This window comes from Micromonospora sp. RHAY321 (assembly GCF_023896955.1).
GTDB lineage: Bacteria > Actinomycetota > Actinomycetes > Mycobacteriales > Micromonosporaceae > Micromonospora.
In genome coordinates, this window is the sequence record NZ_JAMHIW010000001.1 from 83,457 (window position 1) to 101,802 (window position 18,346).

At 72.0% G+C, this 18,346-nt stretch carries 18 protein-coding genes; 7 read left to right on the top strand and 11 right to left on the bottom strand.

All coding sequences use genetic code 11. From position 1 onward, the window contains the following. Positions 1-19: 19 nt before the first annotated feature. The 7 genes from lnt to M8C17_RS00495 all read right to left on the bottom strand — a co-directional run bounded on the left by lnt (position 20) and on the right by M8C17_RS00495 (position 8,861). On the bottom strand, positions 20-1,654 hold the full coding sequence (gene lnt / locus M8C17_RS00465; protein ID WP_374556560.1) for an apolipoprotein N-acyltransferase: 1,635 nt from the start codon (positions 1,652-1,654) through the stop codon (positions 20-22). A 482-nt stretch (positions 1,655-2,136) separates the two neighbouring features. Continuing rightward, positions 2,137-3,474, bottom strand: a complete 1,338-nt coding sequence (locus tag M8C17_RS00470; protein WP_252414113.1) for a glutamate mutase L — start codon at positions 3,472-3,474, stop codon at positions 2,137-2,139. Next, positions 3,471-3,863, bottom strand: a complete 393-nt coding sequence (locus M8C17_RS00475) for a hotdog domain-containing protein (protein ID WP_252414114.1) — start codon at positions 3,861-3,863, stop codon at positions 3,471-3,473. Before M8C17_RS00475 ends, M8C17_RS00470 begins: the two co-directional genes overlap by 4 nt. Then, positions 3,860-4,618, bottom strand: a complete 759-nt coding sequence (locus M8C17_RS00480) for an OAM dimerization domain-containing protein (RefSeq protein ID WP_308209329.1) — start codon at positions 4,616-4,618, stop codon at positions 3,860-3,862. The genes M8C17_RS00475 and M8C17_RS00480 overlap by 4 nt, the downstream gene beginning before the upstream one ends. Then, entirely contained in the window at positions 4,615-6,174 is a 1,560-nt protein-coding gene (locus M8C17_RS00485) for a lysine 5,6-aminomutase subunit alpha (protein ID WP_252414115.1), read from the bottom strand. The genes M8C17_RS00480 and M8C17_RS00485 overlap by 4 nt, the downstream gene beginning before the upstream one ends. Before the next feature lie 67 nt (positions 6,175-6,241). Continuing rightward, positions 6,242-7,807 (bottom strand): amidohydrolase, encoded by a 1,566-nt coding sequence (locus tag M8C17_RS00490; RefSeq protein ID WP_252414116.1) that lies wholly within the window; start codon positions 7,805-7,807, stop codon positions 6,242-6,244. A 4-nt stretch (positions 7,808-7,811) separates the two neighbouring features. Next, on the bottom strand, positions 7,812-8,861 hold the full coding sequence (locus tag M8C17_RS00495; protein WP_252415043.1) for a zinc-binding alcohol dehydrogenase: 1,050 nt from the start codon (positions 8,859-8,861) through the stop codon (positions 7,812-7,814). Positions 8,862-9,015: 154 nt separating this feature from the next. Between M8C17_RS00495 and M8C17_RS00500 the strand changes: the two genes are divergently transcribed. The 3 genes from M8C17_RS00500 to M8C17_RS32065 all read left to right on the top strand — a co-directional run bounded on the left by M8C17_RS00500 (position 9,016) and on the right by M8C17_RS32065 (position 12,548). Next, positions 9,016-10,422 carry a KamA family radical SAM protein gene (locus M8C17_RS00500; RefSeq protein ID WP_252414117.1) on the top strand — a complete coding sequence of 469 codons (1,407 nt, stop codon included), beginning with the start codon at positions 9,016-9,018 and terminating at the stop codon, positions 10,420-10,422. Positions 10,423-10,497: 75 nt separating this feature from the next. Further along, entirely contained in the window at positions 10,498-11,652 is a 1,155-nt protein-coding gene (locus M8C17_RS00505) for a low temperature requirement protein A (RefSeq protein ID WP_252414118.1), read from the top strand. A 194-nt stretch (positions 11,653-11,846) separates the two neighbouring features. Then, positions 11,847-12,548, top strand: coding sequence for a DUF2382 domain-containing protein (locus M8C17_RS32065; protein ID WP_252414119.1), 702 nt, complete (start codon positions 11,847-11,849; stop codon positions 12,546-12,548). A 99-nt stretch (positions 12,549-12,647) separates the two neighbouring features. On the opposite strand, the gene M8C17_RS00515 is transcribed toward M8C17_RS32065, so the two are convergent. Further along, the gene (locus M8C17_RS00515; protein ID WP_252414120.1) at positions 12,648-13,541 is read right to left on the bottom strand and encodes a polysaccharide deacetylase family protein; all 894 of its coding nucleotides are present in this window, start codon (positions 13,539-13,541) and stop codon (positions 12,648-12,650) included. Positions 13,542-13,600: 59 nt separating this feature from the next. Between M8C17_RS00515 and M8C17_RS00520 the strand changes: the two genes are divergently transcribed. The 3 genes from M8C17_RS00520 to M8C17_RS00530 all read left to right on the top strand — a co-directional run bounded on the left by M8C17_RS00520 (position 13,601) and on the right by M8C17_RS00530 (position 16,322). After that, positions 13,601-14,593 carry an AraC family transcriptional regulator gene (locus M8C17_RS00520; protein WP_252414121.1) on the top strand — a complete coding sequence of 331 codons (993 nt, stop codon included), beginning with the start codon at positions 13,601-13,603 and terminating at the stop codon, positions 14,591-14,593. Positions 14,594-14,762: 169 nt separating this feature from the next. Then, complete coding sequence (locus tag M8C17_RS00525; RefSeq protein ID WP_252414122.1) at positions 14,763-15,212, top strand: nitroreductase/quinone reductase family protein; 450 nt, start codon at positions 14,763-14,765, stop codon at positions 15,210-15,212. A gap of 81 nt (positions 15,213-15,293) precedes the next feature. Beyond that, the gene (locus M8C17_RS00530) at positions 15,294-16,322 is read left to right on the top strand and encodes an aldo/keto reductase (protein ID WP_252414123.1); all 1,029 of its coding nucleotides are present in this window, start codon (positions 15,294-15,296) and stop codon (positions 16,320-16,322) included. Between the two features lie 39 nt (positions 16,323-16,361). On the opposite strand, the gene M8C17_RS00535 is transcribed toward M8C17_RS00530, so the two are convergent. Together M8C17_RS00535 and M8C17_RS00540 are read right to left on the bottom strand one after the other, a co-directional pair. Continuing rightward, entirely contained in the window at positions 16,362-16,703 is a 342-nt protein-coding gene (locus tag M8C17_RS00535; protein WP_252414124.1) for a YnfA family protein, read from the bottom strand. Positions 16,704-16,748: 45 nt separating this feature from the next. Continuing rightward, positions 16,749-16,943: a CsbD family protein gene (locus tag M8C17_RS00540; RefSeq protein WP_252414125.1), complete on the bottom strand. Its 195-nt coding sequence runs from the start codon at positions 16,941-16,943 to the stop codon at positions 16,749-16,751. Between the two features lie 238 nt (positions 16,944-17,181). Between M8C17_RS00540 and M8C17_RS00545 the strand changes: the two genes are divergently transcribed. Next, positions 17,182-17,793, top strand: a complete 612-nt coding sequence (locus tag M8C17_RS00545) for a histidine phosphatase family protein (RefSeq protein WP_252414126.1) — start codon at positions 17,182-17,184, stop codon at positions 17,791-17,793. On the opposite strand, the gene M8C17_RS00550 is transcribed toward M8C17_RS00545, so the two are convergent. After that, positions 17,723-18,229: an Lrp/AsnC family transcriptional regulator gene (locus M8C17_RS00550; RefSeq protein ID WP_252414127.1), complete on the bottom strand. Its 507-nt coding sequence runs from the start codon at positions 18,227-18,229 to the stop codon at positions 17,723-17,725. The two genes, M8C17_RS00545 and M8C17_RS00550, sit on opposite strands and share 71 nt — an antisense overlap. Between the last annotated feature and the right edge of the window lie 117 nt (positions 18,230-18,346).

Here is an 18,346-nt window from a genome sequence, read left to right on the forward strand (position 1 = left end):
GCCGGCGTACCGGCTGCTGCTATCCGGGCATGACCCTCTGCCGCCGGCGCAGCGTCGCCGCGCCGACCAGCGCGGCCGCCGCCAGCCCGGCGAGCGCCACCTCCGGCCACCAGCCGAGCCGGGTGGCGAGGGTGGTTCCGCCGTCGAGCCGCAGCTGCCGCACCACGACCTCCCGGGTGTTGAACCCGGTGGCGTCGCTTACCCGGCCGTCGGGGGCGACGAACCCGGACACCCCGACCGTGGAGGCCATCAACGCCGGCCGGCCGTGCTCGACCGCCCGCAGCCGCACCATGGCCATCTGCTGGCGGGCCTCGGCCACGTTGAACGTCGCGTTGTTGGTCTGCACGACGAGCAGTTGCGCGTCGCCGGTGACGGTGTCGCGGACCACCTCGTCGTAGGCGACCTCGAAGCAGATGACGTCGCCGAGGACCATCCGGCCGGTGCGTACCACGCCCGGGGTGCTGCCGGCCACGAAGTCCGACCGGATCAGGTCGACCTTGTCGCTGACCATGCGGGCCACGTTGCGCAGGGGCACGTACTCGGCGAACGGCACGGGGTGCCGCTTGGCGTACAGCTGGGTCAGGTCCGGGCCGGTGCCGGGCTGCCACAGGACGCCCGCGTTGCGGACCTGACCGGCGCCGGGGCCGAGCAGCACCGCGCCGACCAGGATCGGCGCGCGGACGGCGTCGGCGGCCTGGGAGATGCGGGCGCCGGCGGTGGGGTTGCGCAGCGGGTCGATGTCGCTGGAGTTCTCCGGCCACACCACCAGGTCGGGTTGGCGCTGCGCGCCGGTGGCGACCCGGGCGGCCAGCTCCAGGGTGGCGTCGACGTGGTTGTTGAGCACCGCCTGCCGCTGGGCGTTGAAGTCCAGCCCGAGGCGCGGCACGTTGCCCTGCACGATCGCCACGGTCACCTCGGCGCCGTCACCGGCGGCGGCGACGGGCACCAGCAGACCTCCCGCGCTCAGCGCCACCGCGGCGGCGGCCGGCACGGCCACCGGCAGCCACCGTCGCGCCGGTGGCGCCTCCGCGGGTGTTTCCCGGGCGGCGGTCCAGCCACGCCACGCGGCGGTGACGAGCAGCCCGCCGACGAGGGCGACCGCGAAGGTGACCAGCGGGGCGCCGCCCAGCGAGGCCAGGCGCAGCAGTGGGGAGGAGTCCTGGCTGAACGCCAGCCGTCCCCACGGGAACCCCCCGAACGGGGTGCGGTCGCGCAGCGCCTCCTGGCCCACCCAGAGCAGCCCGGTCAGCACCGGCCACGCCCACCGGCTGCGGTCGGCCAGCGGCGACACCCAGGCCGTGGCCACGCCGAGCAGCGCCAGGTAGCCGGCCTGCAGCAGCGACAGCAGCACCCACGGCAGGTAGCCGGTGTGCAGGTTGGTCCAGGCCAGCAGCGGCCCGAACAGCGCCAGCCCGGTGAGGAAGCCCAGTCCGGCGCCGGCGCGCAGCCGCCGTCGGTGCGCGGCGGCGGCGAGCAGCGCCACACCGACCGGCGCGAGCGGCCACAGCCCGTACGGCGGGAACGCCACCAGCAGGGCCAGGCCGGCGGCCACCGCCATCGGCACGGCCACCCTCAGCGGCAGTGGCCGGTCGGCAACCGTCGGCTCAGGCGGCACCGCCGGGGTGTGGGTCTCATCCCGGTCCAGTGTCGTCACGGCAGCTTCCCCTCGATCACGGGGCGAAGGCTACCTGGCCTGCGGGGGTGGCGGCCGCATCGGGCCACCGGGGACGAACCACCCGGCGGACATGAAATCGGGGCGCGGCTCGCGCCGCGCCCCGATGCTCCCAGGCCCTCCCCGGCCGGTGCGGCGAGGACGAGGCACGCCGACCTTCGGACCGACCGGACGCGGACTGGCTGCCCCCGCCGGGCCGTTGTCTACTGGCCGTGCACCTCACCCTGCCCGTACACCGGTAACCGCGACCGGTTCGCGCCGCCCCGCCGACCCCCGCCCGCTGGACCTGGCCGCCGCGACGATGATGCTGAAACATGTCGCTCGGCCAGCGGACGAAGGGACGAAGCGAACAACAGCCGCTTCCCGTGGTAGGACTCAAAGACGGTACGTGTTGCACCCCGCCTCCTGTCAACCCGCCCCCGGCCTGTCGTGTGTTGCGACACGGCGTGTCGGGTCGGCGTGTCTCAATGCGTGGTCAGGTGGTGGCGCAGCAGAGCGCTCGCGGCCGCCCGGTGCTCCTCGGCGAGCAGCCCACCGGCGGCCAGCACGTAGTCGACGTCCACGGCGGCGCGGGCGTCGCGCGGCAGCGCCCACCCCCCGGCGTGGTCGCCGAGGACCGCCGCCAGCACCTGTCCCGCCGTGCCCGCCGGGGCGTGCCGCAGCACCCCTCCGGAGCCGACCATCAGTCGCACGTCGCGCAGGTCCCGGCCGGCGCGTTCCCCGGTGGCGGCGCCACGGGCGTGCCGGCGCAGCGCCACCGTCGCCGCGAGGGTGGCGATGCGGGCGTCCACGGCCCGCTCGGCGTGGTCGGCGGCCAGGAACGCCGGGTCGGCGGCGCGTCGTGCCGCGGCGGCGGCCAGGTCGTCCTGCTCGGCGGGGGCGAGCAGTCGTTCCTCGGCGGCGGCGCGGACGACCCCGGGGGCGCTCCACCGCATGCCCAGGTCCCCCTCCACGGTGCGGGCCCGCCACAGGCTGCCGGCGACCTCCCGGCCCGGGCCGGTGGCCCGCTCGTCGGGGGTGAGCACCGAGTACACGTCGGTGGTGGCCCCACCCACGTCGACCACGGCGAGGTCCCCGCCGATGGTGTCGGCGAGCACCTCCACGCCGGTGAGCACCGCGTCGGGGGTGGCCGCGCGGACCAGCCGCGCGAACCGGGTGCCCCGCGACAGCCGTTTGCCGCCGATGACGTGACGCAGGAACACCGCCCGGATCGCCGCGCGCGCCGACGCGGGCGCGAGCACCCCGATGCGGGGCAGCACGTTGTCCGCGGCCGTCACCGGCACCCCGGCGGCCTCCAGCAGCGCGGTCAGCTCCGCGCGTGTCTCGCCGTTGCCGGCGAGGACCACCGGCACCCGCCAGCGGGCCCGGGCCAGCCGCGTCGCGTTGTGGGCGATCGTCTCGGCGTCACCGCCGTCGGTGCCGCCGACGAGCAGCACCACGTCCGGTCGGGCCGCCCGCAGCGCCGCCAGGTCCGCCGCGCCGAGCCGACCGGCGGCCACGTGCACCACGTGCGCGCCGGCGGACAATCCGACCCGCCGGCCGGCCTGCGCGGTGACCAGCGGCTCGTAGCCGATCACGGCCAGCCGCAGCCCACCACCGGCCGACGAGCACACGTACCACGGCACGTCGCGGACGCCGAGCCCGGCGGTGGCGGCCGCGACCGCGGCGTCCAGGCCGCGCAGCACGTCGGTGCCGACCGTGGTGGGCGCCGACGCCGCGCCCACCAGCACACCGGCGGCCAGGTCCACCACGGCCGCCTTGGTGTACGTGGAGCCGACGTCCGCGCAGACCGCCAGGGTCACGACGCGGCGGGAACGACCACGGTGCCCGTCGCGGTGACCGCCACGATCGGCGGGTCGAGCACCTCGGCGGCGGACTCGGAGCGGTCCGGGCGGCCCCGGCACACCACCGCGCAGCTCAACTCCAGGGTGCGGCTGCGGGTGCCCACGCGGGACACCTGCGCGGTCACCTCCAGCACGTCACCGGCGCGGATGGGCGCGGTGAACCGCACGTCGGAGTAGCCGGCGAACAGGCCCTCGTCGCCGTCGGTGCGGATGCACACCTCGGTGGCCACGTCACCGAACAACGCCAACGCGTACGCCCCGTCGACGAGGTTGCCGGCGTAGTGGGCGTGGGAGTACGGCACGTACCGCCGGTGCGTCACCGTCAACCCGAGCCTGGAGTCGGTCATGCCATCGCCTTCCGCTGCGTGATCAGGGCGTGCACCAGATAGCTGGCCACCTCGCCGGGGGTGGTGCCGCGACCGAAGATCCGGTCCACGCCCAACTCGTCGGTCATCGTCTCGTCGAAGCGGGGACCGCCGACGATCAGCAGCGGGCGCCGCCCGGCGGGCATCGCCTCCCGGAACGCCGCGGACATCTCCCGGGTGTTGTGCAGGTGCGCGTCGCGTTGGGTGACGACCTGCGACACGAGCACCGCGTCGGCTTTCTCCGCCCGGGCGGCCTCCACCAACTCCGGGACGCTGACCTGCGCGCCCAGATTGGTGACCTTCAGCTCCCGGTAGTACTCCAGGCCCTTCTCCCCCGCGATGCCCTTGACGTTGAGGATCGCGTCGATGCCCACGGTGTGCGCGTCGGTGCCGATGCACGCACCGACCACGGACAGCTTGCGCCGCAACCGCTGCTTGATCACCGTGTTGACGTCCTTGGCCGACAGCAGCGCGAAGTCCCGCTCCACCACCTGCACCGCGTTGAGGTCGACCAGGTGGTTGACCCTCCCGTAGACGACGAAGAACGTGAACCCGTCGCCCATCGGTTTGGCGTGCACCACCATCGCCGGGTCGATGCCCATCCGGTTGGCCAACTGCACCGCGGCGCCCTCGGCCCGCTTGTCGTGCGACACGGGCAGGGTGAACGACACCTGCACCATCCCGTCGCCGGTGGTGTCCCCGTACGGCCGCACGATCGCCTTCTGCGTCCCGCTCACGCGGCGGCCTCCAGGATCTCGGTGGCCGGGTTGCAGTAGTCGGCCTCGTGGGCGGCGACCCCGGCCAGGCCCTTGCCACGGTCCGCCGGCCGCTTCATGATCCCGAAGGTGCCCTCGGCGATGGCGGTCAGCAGTGTCTGTTCGCCGATGCGCTCCAGCAGGTCCAGCGCCTCACCGAGGACCTGGTTGGCGCGCCGCCGGATGAACCCGCCCGGCGCCGGCACGAAGTCCTCGTGCAGCCCGCCGGCCGCGCCCAGCACGTAGCGCACGTTCTGCAGGGCGATGTCCCGGTCGGACAACCACGGCGTCACCACCGCCTCGGTCATCATGCCCACCAGCAGGATGCCCTGCCCGGTCAGTGTGCCCGCCAGGTTGAAGAACCCGTCGAGCAGGTTGCCGCGGAACACGTCGCCGGTCATGTGCTTGGTCGGCGGCATCCACTTCAGCGGCGCGTCGGGGAACAACTCCCGGGCCAGCAGCGCGTGCGCCAGCTCCAACCGGAACGACTCCGGGACCTCCGGGTTGATCTCGAAGGCGTGCCCCAGCCCCAACTGCCAGTCCGCCAGCCCGGCCTCGTGGGCGAAGAACTCGTTGAGCAGCTGCGACACCGTCACCGTGTGCGCCTCGTCGACCGCGTCGGCGGTGGTGAGGTAGTTGTCCTCACCGGTGTTGATGATGATCCCGGCGCGGGCGTGCACCTGCCGGGAGAACCGCTGGTCGACGAACGTGCGGATCGGGTTGATGTCGCGGAACAGGATCCCGTACATCGAGTCGTTCAGCATCATGTCGAGGCGTTCCAGGCCGGCGAGGGTCGCCATCTCCGGCATGCACAGACCGGAGGCGTAGTTGGTCAACCGCACGTAGCGGCCCAACTCCTTCGACGACTCGTCCAGCGCCGCGCGCATCAGCCGGAAGTTCTCCTGCGTGGCGTACGTGCCGGCGAACCCCTCCCGGGTGGCGCCCTCGGGCACGTAGTCCAGCAGCGACTGCCCGGTGGACCGGATCACGGCGATCACGTCCGCGCCCGCCCGCGCCGCCGCCTGCGCCTGCGGGATGTCCTCGTAGATGTCCCCGGTCGCCACGATCAGGTAGATCCACGGCCGCTGCTTCGGGTCCCCGTGCCGCTTGATCAGCCGGTCGCGTTCGGCGCGCCGCCGGTCGATGCGCCGAACACCCGCCGCGACGGCCCTGCGCGCCGCCGACCGGGCGGCTGTGGCGGCCCGACCGGTGGGCACGGCGAAACGCACCGACCCGGCGGCGGCCTTCTGCGCCAGCAGCGTCACGTCGGTGATGCCCTCACGGGTCAGTGCGTCGAACACCGGCACCGCCACCCCGTGCCCCAGCCCCACGTCCGCGACGACCGCGTCGACGAGCCGGTTCACCCACGGGATGCCGTCGGGGTCGGCGCCGGTCACCCCGGCCAGGCGCAGCACCGCCCGCTCCACCGACACCGTCGTGTGGCTGCGCGCCAGGTCCACCACCGGCTGTCCGGCCCGGCGCGCCAACTCCCGTGCCCGCGCCACCAGCACCGGATCGAGGTCGAGTTTGCCGGTCACGCCGCCGCCCCCGCCACATCGACCATCGGCGCGCTGCCGTGCCTGCCGGTCCGCTCGCTCTGCTCGCTCACGACGACCCTTCCTGATAGATGACCTCACCGCGCAGCACCAGGCTCCGGCACACCGGCAGCGGCGTCGGGTCCTGCGGACCCCGCAGCTCCGGGTCCTCGGCCTGCAGCACCGGCAGGCCCCGCTCGACCCCCGCGGGCGTCGACCACACTGCGAACGTCGCCGGTGCGCCCAACGCGAGGACCCCCTCGACGTCCAGGTGCACCGCCCGCCACCCACCGCGGGTGTGCGCGGCGAACGCCGCCCGCACACTCATCCGCTGCGCCGGGTTGTGGTGCGCCGCCGCGGCCCGCACCGACCCCCACGGGTCCAGCGGCGTCACCGGCGAATCCGACCCGAACGCCAGCGCCACACCCACTCCGTGCATCGCGCCCATCGGGTTGGACTCCAACGCCCGGTCCAGACCCAACCGCGACTCGTACATCCGGCCCGCGCCGCCCCACAGCCGGTCGAACGCCGGCTGCATGCTCGCCACGATCCCGTACTCCACGAACCGGGCGATCATCGGCTTGTCCATGATCTCCGCGTGCTCGATGCGGTGCCGCGCGGCGCGCAACCGCTCCACGCCCAGCGTCGACGCCGCCGCCGCGAACCCCTCCAGCACCGTGCCGATCGCCGCGTCACCGATGGCGTGGAATCCGCCCTGCATGCCGTGCGCCGCACAGTCCAGCAGGTGGTCGCGGACCTGCTCGGCCGACAGGTACCCGTGCCCGCAGCCGTCGCCGTCGCCGTACGGCTGCGACACGTGCGCCGTGCGCGAACCCAGCGCCCCGTCGGCGAACAGGTCACCGCCGGCGCCCACCGCACCCAGCTCCCGGGCCCGCGCCGCGCCGCCCAGCTCACCCCAGTACCCGTACACCTCCGGCAACCCGGCGCCGGAGATGCCCAGCAGACCGGTGAAGTCCTCCTCGTCGGAGATCTCCGGGCCGCCGCACTCGTGCACCGCCGCGATACCCAGTGACGCCGCGTGCGCCAGCGCCACCCGCTGCGCAGCGACGCGCTGCGCCCGGCTCACCGAGCCCTGCGCCGCGGCCCGCACCACGTGGTGGGCGTCCCGACGCAACCACCCCGACGCGTCGTAGCCCGCCTCGGCCGCCGCCTGCGGGCACGCCGCCAGCAACGCCGTCGACACCAGCGCCGAATGGATCGACGCCTGCGACAGGTACACCCGTCGGCCACCGGCCGCGCGGTCCAGGGCCGCCGCGTCCGGCAGCGCCGGATCCGGCCAGCCCGACTCGTCCCAGCCGTGCCCCAGCACCACCGCGTCGGCCGGCAGACCCGCCGCGAACGCGGCCACCGCGTCGAGCAGCTGCGCCGCCGAACGCACCGCGGACAACTCCAGCCCGGACAACGTCAACCCGGTGTCGGTGGCGTGCACGTGCGCGTCGACGAACGCCGGCGTCACCAACGCCCCACCCAGGTCCACCACCCGGTCGGCGGGCGGCGCGTCACCGTCGGGTCCCAGCCAGGCGATCCGCCCACCGGAGACCAGCAGCGCGGTCGCGCTCGGATCGGCGGGACAGTGCAGGACGCCGCCGCGGTACAAGGTCGAGGGGTTCGTCATGACCTCAGTCTGCCGCGATCCGCGTCGCGAACAGCCGACGCACCCCCGGCTCGGCGCGCAACAGCCCCAACGCCAGCTCCGCGTGCCCCGGCACGTACCCGTTGCCCACCAGCATCGTCACGTCCGCGGCCAGCCCTTCGGCGCCCAGCGCCGCCGCGGAGAAGCTCGTCGCCATCGAGAAGAAGATCACCGTGCCGCCGTCGGCGGTCGCCAGCACCGCCCCGTGCTCACAGCCCGGCACGTCCACGCAGACCACCGTGACGTCCGCCGGGCTGCCCAGAGCCGTGGTCACCGCCGTGGACAGCGCCACCGGGTCCCGCGCGTCGGCCAACGCCACCACCGAGGCCAGGCCGGCGGCCGTCAGCGCGTCGCGCTCGGCCTGCACCGGCACCACCCCGACGGTACGCGCGGCGCCCGCCCGCCGCGCTGCGGCGAGGGACAGGGAGCCGCTCTTGCCGGCCCCTCCGATGACCGCCACGCGCACCGGCGTCGGGTCACCGGCCCGCCGTCGATCCTCCACGTAGCGCGACACCACCCGCGCGGTCAGCGCGGGCGCGCCGCACACGTCCAGCACCGCCAGGGACAGTTGCGGGTCCTCGTCGTCGGGCAGTACCGCGGCGATGGAGCGGGCGAACAGGATCGCCCACCCGTCGCAGGGCACCTGCTCGCTGCGCCCGTCCCAACGGGCCAGCCCGTCGGTCACCGCAAGGGGGGTCAGCGTCAACGACACCAGGGTGGCCACCCGGTCGCCGGGCCTGAGGCCCAGAGGGGAGCGCCGGCCGGCCTCCTCCACGGTGCCGATCAGCATCCCGCCGGAGCCGGTCACCGGGTTCTGCATCTTCCCCCGGGTGGAGATGATCTCCAGCACCTCGGCGCGGACCGCGTCACCGTCACCGCCGTGCTTCTCCGACAGCTGCCGGAAGCTCGCCGCGTCCAGGTTCAGCCGCTGCACCCGGATCCGCACCTCGTTCGGGGCGATCGCGGCGGACGTGTCCAGCCGCCAGGCCGCCTGCGGCAGCACCCCCGCCGGTTCCACGACGCGGTGCAGTCCCACCGGTGACGTCACGCCCACCTCCCCTGTCCAGCCGTCCGAAGCCCCGGTCAGGGGCTCGCGCAACGGGAAAACTTACGGCAGACTAATTTCTTCGCCGGATATTTTCCAGTAGCCTTCGGGTTTCGATGATCAGCCGCAGCACCGAGGAGGGGCCGTGACCCAGACCCAACCGGTTGAGACCATCCCTCAACCCCGTCACGCCCCGGTCGCCGTACCGACCGCCGGGCAGCCGTACGAATACCACCGCCGCCCCCTGGTCGAGCCCGACTGGACCCGCTTCCCCGGCTGGCGACACGTCACCCGCGACCAGTGGGAATCCGCCCAGTGGCAGCGCGTCAACTGCGTCAAGAACATCAAGCAGCTCCGCACCGTCTTCGGCGACCTCATCGACGAGACCTTCTACGCCGACCTCGAGGCCGACCAGAAGGCCCTGGCCACCATGTCGATGCTGGTGCCACCCCAGATGATCAACACGATGGTGCCGTTCGCGCCCCTCACCACCGAGGCGCTGCTCGCCGACCCCATCCGGCGCTACATGATCCCGGTCGCCTCCGACCGACGCACCGACTGGCCGTCACACCCCTACGCCAGCCGCGACTCCCTGCACGAGCACGACATGTGGGTCGCCGAAGGCCTCACCCACCGCTACCCCACCAAGGTCCTCGCCGAGCTGCTCTCCACCTGCCCCCAGTACTGCGGGCACTGCACCCGCATGGACCTCGTCGGCAACTCCACCCCCGCCGTCGACAAACTCAAGCTCACCCTCAAGCCCGTCGAGCGCTACGACGCCCACATCACCTACCTCAAGGCCCACCCCGGCGTCCGCGACGTGGTCGTCTCCGGCGGCGACGTGGCCAACGTGCCCTGGCGCAACCTCGAGTCGTACCTCATGCGGCTCCTGGAACTGGAGACGGTGCGCGACATCCGGCTCGCCACCAAGGCCCTCATGGGCCTACCCCAGCACTGGTTGCAGCCCGACGTGGTCGAGGGCCTGGAACGCGTCGCCCGCACCGCCGCACGACGCGGCGTCAACCTCGCCATCCACACCCACGTCAACCACGCCCAGTCACTCACCCCACTGGTCGCCCGCGCCGCCCAGACCGCCCTCGACGTCGGCGTCCGCGACGTCCGCAACCAGGGCGTCCTCATGCGCGGCGTCAACGCCACCACCCCCGAGCTGCTCGACCTCTGCTTCGCGCTCCAGGGTGAGGCCGGGATCCTGCCGTACTACTTCTACATGTGCGACATGATCCCCAACGCCGAACACTGGCGAGTCCCCGTCTGGCACGCCCAGCAACTCCAGCACGACATCATGGGCTACCTGCCCGGCTACGCCACCCCACGGATCGTCTGCGACGTCCCCTTCGTCGGCAAGCGCTGGGTGCACATGCTCACCGACTACGACCGCGAGCACGGCATCTCCTACTGGACGAAGAACTACCGCACCTCCATCGAGTCCGCCGACCTGGAGGCGCTCAACAAGCGCTACGCCTACTACGACCCGATCGACACCCTGCCCGCCACCGGCCAGCAGTGGTGGACCACCCACCACAACGACTGACCCACCAGCCACGACGCCCCCGCGGAACCCGCTTCCCGGGGGCGTCGCGCATTCCCGACGACTACCGTCCCCACCATGGGACACCCGCGGCCCGCCCCTGACACCGGCACCGCCGCCCGCGTCGCTCCCATCGAGATCTTCTTCGACGTCGTCTTCGTCCTGACCATCACGCAGCTCACCCACACCCTGGAGACCGACCTCAGCTGGGCCACCCTCGGCCGCACCGTGCTCATCTTCGGGCTGCTCTGGTACCTCTACACCGGCTACGCCTGGCTCACCAACCACGTCCCACCCCGACGCAGCACCGACAAGCTGCTGCTCCTCGCCGGCATGGCCGGCTTCCTGCTCACCGCCGTCGCCCTGCCCGCCGCCCTCGCCGACACCGGTCTGGTCTTCGCCATCGGCTACCTGATCGTGGTCCTCGTGCACCTCCTCCTGTTCACCCACTCCGACGCCCGCGCCGGCGTCCGCCGGCTCGCCCCCTACAACCTCGGCGCCGCCCTGCTCGTCCTGGCCTCCACCGCGTTCAGCGGCCCCGCCGTGCCCGCCCTGTGGACCGCCGCCGTACTCACCCAGGCCGTCCTGCCCTACCTGCTCCCCCGCCACTCCTGGATCAGCGTCGCCGCCGCCTTCCACCTGAGACCGGCGCACTTCGTCGAACGACACGGCCTGCTCGTCATCGTCGCCCTCGGCGAATCCGTCATCACCATCGGCATGGGCGTCCCCACCGACCACTTCACCGCCGGCAGGGCCGGCACGATCCTCCTCGCGCTCGCCCTACCCGCCGCCCTCTGGTGGATCTATTTCGCCGACACCCGGCCCGCCGAGGCCGTCCTCGCCGACGCGGCACCCGCCGCCCGCAGCCGAATCGCCGCCAGGACCTTCGTCCTCCCCCACTTCCTGCTCCTGCTCGGGGTCATCCCCGCCGCCGCCGACCTGCACGCCACCGTCGCCCACCCCGACCAACCGGCCACACCCGGCGCCGCCCTCGCCCTCAGCGGCGGCGTCACCCTCTTCCTGATCGGCATCGCCGCCACCCGCCGCGCCCTGGGCCTGCCCATCCCCCGCAGCCGCCCCACCGCCGCACTGGTGGTCCTGGCCACCATCCCCGTCGGAGTCACCCTCCCCGCCACCGTGCAACTCGCTACCGTCACCGCCGTGCTGGTGCTCATGCTCCTGTCCGACGCGCGCAGGCGTGTCGGACGCCCCAGGACACCGGTCGGTCCCTGACGAGGGATGGGATGAGTGTTCACGTCTTTTCCTTCCCTCGCATTTGCCACAGGGTGAGCGCAACATCCCCGTCGGCTCCGGTTACGCCTGGTCAGCCGTTCGGGCCACTCGTCCACTTCGCGTAGGCGCGGGGTGCCGAATAGCCGGGGACTCGTCGGGTACGCGGACGGTGACACGCGAGAGGAGGACGACCCGTGCAACTCAATGAACAGCAGGTGCGTTCGCTGTACGGCCAGGACGTCCAAGACCAGTCGGGTTCCACGATCGGCACGGTCCGCCAGGTGTGGGCCACCGCAGGCCACCCGGCCTGGGTCAGCGTGCAAACCGGCGGTGGCCGTGATCCGATGGCCCCGCTGAGCAACGCGCAGATGCAGAAGGGCAAGCTGAAGGTCGCCTACGACCAGGCAGACGTCCGCAGCGCCCCGAGCGTGGAGCCCGACAACGACACGCCGCTGAACGCCGAGCAGACGACGCAGCTCTACGCGCACTATCGCATGCAGCCGAAGCAGACGCCGCAGGCCCGCGAGGAACTCATCCGCTCCGAGGAGCGGCTGCGCGTGGGCACCGAGAGCCAGCCTGCCGGCAAGGCGGTGCTGCGCAAGAACGTGGTCACCGAGAACGTGCACACGACCGTCCCGGTCGAGCACGACGAGGTCTACGTCGAGCGCGAACCGATCACGGCCTCGGACGCGGGCAACGTTCGCGCCGGCATCGGCGAGGCACAGCAGGAGATGCAACTGCGCGCCGAACGGCCCGTGGTGGCCAAGGACAGCGTGCCGGTCGAGCGGGTCCGCCTGGCCAAGAACGAGGTGGTCGAGGACCAACCGATCGACGAACAGGTCCGCCACGAGGAGATCGAGGCAAACATCCCGGAGCCCAGCCGCCGCCGACGGTAAGCGCCAGGCTGGACACCAAGGGCGGGCGGGTCATCAGTACCCGCCCGCCCGCTCCGTGCCGGCACGGAACGGGCGGGCGGGCCGAGTCGGCCCGGCGCTTCAGGCGCCGGCCAGCACCTCGGACAGCGGCGCCGGGACCAGGCCCCGCTCACGCAGCCCGGCCAGGATGTACGGCAGCGCCTCGTCGGTCATCCGGGCGTTCGCCTCCGTCACATGCATGATCACAACCGACCCGGGGCGTACGTTGTCCAGCACCGCCCGCACGAGCGGCTCCCAGGCCGTGGCGAAGGGGTCCCCGCTCACCACGTCCCCGTCGACCACCGTCACCCCCAACGGCGCGAGCGCCTCCAGGGCCGCCGCGTCATGGCAGAGCCCCGGAAAGCGGAAGTACCGCGTCTGCCGCCCCCCGTACGCCTCGATCACCTCGAACGTCTTCGCCGCGTCGTCGGTCATACCCCGCGCGGGCAACCGCGGCAGGTCGTAACAGTCACCCGTGTACGCCAGGTGCCCGAAGGTGTGGTTGGCCAACTCGAAACGCGGATTGCCGGCGATCCGCCGGGTGGTCTCCGGATAGCGCTGCACCCACTTGCCGGTCAGGAAAAAGGTGGCCGCAACCTGCTCCCGCTCCAACACATCGAGGATGCGCAGATTGGCGTAGGACCTCACCCGCCCGGCGCGCAGATTGCCCAGCATCCCGTCGGTCATGTCCGCGTCGAACGTCAACGCCACCCGGTTGCCGGTACGCGGTCCGTGATCCACCACCGGCGGCCGGGTCCCCGGGCGCGACGCGCCTGGCATGGTGGCCGCCGGTCGGGGCTCCTGGGTGGTCGCGGCAACCGCAGGCACCGTCGGGGCAACCGGCGCGACGAACGACCCGCCGATGGTCGTGGACGGAGCGGGCCGCGCGGACCGCCCGATCAGCGACGCGGCAGCGCCGACGACGGCCACCGCCACCAGAACACCGAGCAGCGGGCGCACCCAAGATCGGATCACGGCGGTGATCATCCCAGACGTGAAGAAGAACCGTGTCCCCCAACTGTCAACCAGACCCGGTGGACGCTCTCACGAAACTGGCGACTCCTTGCACGATCCTGCCGCTCGCCAGCGGTCATCGCAGGTGTCGTGCTGCACTGTCGGATATGCCCCTGGCCGAGCTTCGCGACCTGCTGGAACGGCACGTACGCCTCGATCTGAACACCGCGATCGAAGGCGTGCGGGTCTGCCGGATCGACCACACCGCCTCCCCGGTCTCCTCCATGTCCGGCAAGGTGCTGGCGGTCATCGCCCGGGGTGGCAAGCGCCTCGCACTCGGCGACCAGATGTACGAATACGGCCCGGGTCAGTACCTCGTCGCCTCGGTTGACCTCCCGGTGACGGGGCACGTCATCGAAACCACCCCGGGCAACCCCACGCTCGGCTTCGGGATGACCCTGGAACCCGCCGCCATCGCGGAGCTGCTACTGGGGGCCGGGCCGGGCGACCTGCCGCAATCACCCGGCACCGCGCGGCCCGGAATCGCGGTCAGTGACGCCCCGGACGAACTGCTCGACGCCATCGTGCGGCTGCTACGCCTGCTCGACCGCCCACACGACCGCAGGACGCTGGCCCCCCTGTTCAAGCGCGAGATCCTCTGGCGGTTGATGACCGGCGAACAAGGTGAGACCGTCCGGCAGATCGGCCTCGCCGACAGCAGCCTGAGCCACATCGCCCGGGCCGTGCGATGGATCCGGGAGAACTACACCCGGCCGTTCCGCGTCGACGAGGTGGCACAGCTCTCCGGAATGAGCGTCTCCGCGTTCCACCGGAACTTCCAGGCGGTGACGGCGATGAGCCCCATCCAGTTCCAGAAGCACATCCGCCTGCAGACGGCGCGACTGCTGCTGACAAACAGCCCCAACGACATCAGCCGCGTTGCCCACCGCGTCGGATACGACAGCCCGTCCCAATTCAGCCGGGAGTACCGGCGACTGTTCGGCGCCCCGCCCAGTATCGATGCCTTGCGCATACGGGCCGGATCCGGAAGCACTGGCGCCGCACTTCCCTGACACCGGCAAGAGGATCGTGCAACCACTCGACACGATTTGCCTAGTTCGGCCTCCGCGGCGCTGCTTCAATCGACGTATCAGAACATGGGGGAAGAATGACATACCGCGCAATAAGCCGAACCAAAACCGAGGGCGACATGGCCCACCACGACGAGCCCTCAATCCGCCCATGACGGCTAACGACGCCGTCGCACGCGCCCTCGCCATCGGACCGGACTCGTCCGCGGCCGAGCGCACCATCGACATCACGACACTGGGAGCACGCAGCGGCATCCCACGCCGCGTCGAAATCTGGTTCCACCGCGTCGACGGCCGCTGGTACCTGACCGGCATGCCCGGGCCCCGCAGTTGGTACGCGAACCTGCGCGCCCACCCACGGTTCACGGTGCATCTCAAGCACGGTGTCACAGCCGACCTGCCCGCCACCGCGGTACCGGTCGACGAGCCGACACGACGGCGGGTGATCACCGCGGTCCTCGACCTCCAGAATCGACCCGAGATCGCCGCCCGGGTCGGCCGGCGCCAGAGGTTCGACGACTGGTTCGCCCGCAGCCCACTCGTCGAAATCGTGTTCGACGACGAGCAACTGCGCACCGCGGCCTCCACGCAGTCCGGATAGCACACACCACAGGAACGGTCACGCGCGCCGTTCCTGCCCCGCACGGAACCGACCAGTCACAGAATCACTCCAAGGGACGAAATGAAATACCGCAACCTGGGCCGTACCGGAATCAGCGTCAGCCCGTACTGCCTCGGCGCCATGATGTTCGGCGCCATGGGAAACCCCGACCACGACGATTCGATCCGCATCATCCACAAGGCACTGGACGCAGGGATCAACTTTGTCGACACCGCCGACGTGTACTCCGGCGGCGAATCCGAGGTGATCGTCGGCAAGGCCCTCAAGGGCCGCCGCGACAACGTCGTGCTCGCCAGCAAGCTGCACTACCCGATGGGCGAGGACCCGAACCAGCGCGGAAACTCACGCCGCTGGATCACCACCGCGGTCGAGAACTCCCTGCGCCGCCTGCAGACCGACCACCTCGACCTCTACCAGATCCACCGCCCCGACCCGTCCGTCGACGTGGAGGAGACCCTGTCCGCCCTGTCCGACCTCATCCACAGCGGCAAGGTTCGCGCGATAGGCGCGTCGTCCTTCCCCGCCTCGGACATCGTCGAAGCGCAGTGGGTCGCCGAACGGCGCGGCCTCGAACGCTTCCGCACCGAGCAACCGCCGTATTCGATCCTCAACCGGAGCATCGAACGCGAGGTGCTGCCGGTCTGCCAGCGGTACGGGATGGGCGCGCTGGTGTGGAGCCCGCTGGGCCAGGGCCTGCTCACCGGCCGGTACCGCAAGGGCCAACAGGCCGACAGTCACCGGTCGGGCTACACCCCGCAGCACTTCAGCGACGAGCGCAAGCTCGACGTCGTGGAGCAGCTCATTCCGCTCGCCGAACAGGCTGGCATGCCGCTGACCCACCTCGCGATGGCGTTCGCGATCGCGCACCCGGGCGTCACCTCGGCGATCATCGGGCCGCGCACCATGGCACAGCTCGACGACCTGCTGGCCGGCGCCGACGTCACCCTGACCGACGAGATCCTCGACCGGATCGACGACATCGCGCCGCCCGGCACCGACGCAGGCCCCAACGACGTGGCCTACGTACCACCGGCCATGTCGAACGTGGGCCTGCGCCGCCGGCCGGTCGCGGAGCGTTCCGCCGTCTGAACGACGATCGCGTGACGGCGCGTCGGCATGCCAGCGACGCTAGGCCGACGCGCCGCGCGGCGCGTACATGATGACCGCGACGCCGAGCAGGCAGAGCGCCGCGCCGACCAGGTCCCACCGGTCCGGCCGGAAGCCGTCCACCAGCATCGCCCAGCCCAACGAACCCGCCACGAACACCCCGCCGTACGCGGCCAGGATCCGGCCGAAGTGCGCGTCCGGCTGGAACGTGGCGACGAAGCCGTAACAGCCCAGCGCCGCCACTCCGGCGGCGATCCACCACAGGCCGCGTTGCTCCCGCCAGCCCTGCCAGACCAGCCACGCCCCACCGATCTCGGCCAGCGCGGCCAGCGCGAACAACACCAGCGAACGAAGCACGGTCACGCCGCCGACCCTAGCCGGCTGCGAACGCGCGGGTCCCCGGTCAGCTCACTTGTTGAAGGCGTCCTTGATCTTGCTGCCGGCTTCCTTCACGTTCTGTCCGGCCTGCTTGGCACGCGCGTTGCTCTGCTGGCTCGCGCCCTCGCCGCGCATCGACTCGTTGTCGGTCGCGTCGCCCATCCGCTCCTTGGCGGCGCCGGCCACCTGCTCGACCTTGTTGCGTGCCTTCTCGGTGAAGCTCATCGCGCCTCCTCCGTCTGGCGGGTGTTCCGACCGCTTGCCCACCCCGCTGGTGCCGAAACGTTTGTCGCGGACCGCACATCGCGTAAGGCATCCTAGGAAGATAGTAAGGGACCCTTCGTTCGGTGCCTACGACGCATGGATCACCGTGGGTGACGCTCAACGGCTGCCGTCGGAGCCACCCCACAGCGGCATCCGTACCCACCCGGTGCTGTCATCCCCGCGATGGTTAACTGGGCGCATGGGAGAGCTCCTGCTGATCCGGCACGGCGAGACCACCTGGAGCGCCACCCGACGGCACACCTCGTACACCGATCTGGAGCTGACCCCCGACGGCGAGCGGCAGGCCCGCACCCTCGCGGCGTTCCTCGCCGGCCGGCGTTTCGTCACCGTGCTGGCCAGCCCCCGCTCCCGGGCGCTGCGCACCGCGCAGCTGGCCGGGCTCACCGTCGACGCCGTTGACGAGGACCTCAGCGAGTGGAACTACGGCGAGTACGAGGGACGCACCACCGTCGACATCCACTCCGACCAGCCGCACTGGAACATCTGGACCGACGGCTGCCCCGGCGGAGAGTCACCCGCGCAGGTGGGTGACCGGCTCGACCGGGTGCTGACCCGGGTCACCCCGCTGCTCGACCGGGGCACCGTGGCGCTGGTCGGCCACGCCCACAGCCTGCGGGTGCTCGGCGCCCGCTGGATCGGCATGCCCCCGTCCGCCGGCGGCCGACTGCGGCTGGACACCGCCACGGTCAGCGTTCTCGGTCACGAGCACGGCCGGCAGGTCATCCTGCGGTGGAACCAGCCGGCTCCTCCGGCACCCGGGACCGCGACCGACTCGGTGGCGCGGCACTGATCTTCGGGGGCCGGTTCTCGTACGGGGTGGACAGGACCACCGTCGTCCGGGTGGTCACGTTCGCCGAGGTGCGGATCTCCTGGAGCACCCGCTCCAGGTCGGTCGGGCTGGCCACCCGCACCAGCAACATATAGAAGTCCTCCCCCGCCACCGAGTAGCAGGAGTCGATCTCGGGCAGGTGGGCCAGTCGCTCCGGCGCGTCGTCCGGCTGCGACGGGTCGAACGGCCGGATCGCCACGAACGCGGTCAACGGCAGGTCCAGCGCCTCGAAGGAGACCCGGGCGGCGTACCCCTTGATGACCCCGCGCTGCTCCAGCCGGCGCACCCGCTGGTGCACGGCGGACACCGACAGGCCCACCTTCTCGGCCAGGTCGGTGTACGACAGCCGGCCGTCACCGGTCAGCGCTGCGACGATGGCGCGGTCGATCTCCTCCACGGCGAGCAACCTACCGGGAAAAACGGCTGACGGCGACGACGCTCCCACGGCACCGCGCGGGCGGCGGGCCGCGGTGGACCCACCGCAGCCGCGCCACCACGCATCGTCGCCTGGTGC

What these genes read in the sequence shown, in the direction of transcription:
- M8C17_RS00475 (WP_252414114.1), bottom strand. Translation starts at nt 3,863, where the DNA reads ATGACCGACTCCAGGCTCGGGTTGACGGTGACGCACCGGCGGTACGTG.
- M8C17_RS00490 (WP_252414116.1), bottom strand. Translation starts at nt 7,807, where the DNA reads ATGACGAACCCCTCGACCTTGTACCGCGGCGGCGTCCTGCACTGTCCC.
- M8C17_RS00505 (WP_252414118.1), top strand. Translation starts at nt 10,498, where the DNA reads ATGGGACACCCGCGGCCCGCCCCTGACACCGGCACCGCCGCCCGCGTC.
- M8C17_RS00525 (WP_252414122.1), top strand. Translation starts at nt 14,763, where the DNA reads ATGACGGCTAACGACGCCGTCGCACGCGCCCTCGCCATCGGACCGGAC.
- M8C17_RS00530 (WP_252414123.1), top strand. Translation starts at nt 15,294, where the DNA reads ATGAAATACCGCAACCTGGGCCGTACCGGAATCAGCGTCAGCCCGTAC.
- M8C17_RS00540 (WP_252414125.1), bottom strand. Translation starts at nt 16,943, where the DNA reads ATGAGCTTCACCGAGAAGGCACGCAACAAGGTCGAGCAGGTGGCCGGC.
- M8C17_RS00545 (WP_252414126.1), top strand. Translation starts at nt 17,182, where the DNA reads ATGGGAGAGCTCCTGCTGATCCGGCACGGCGAGACCACCTGGAGCGCC.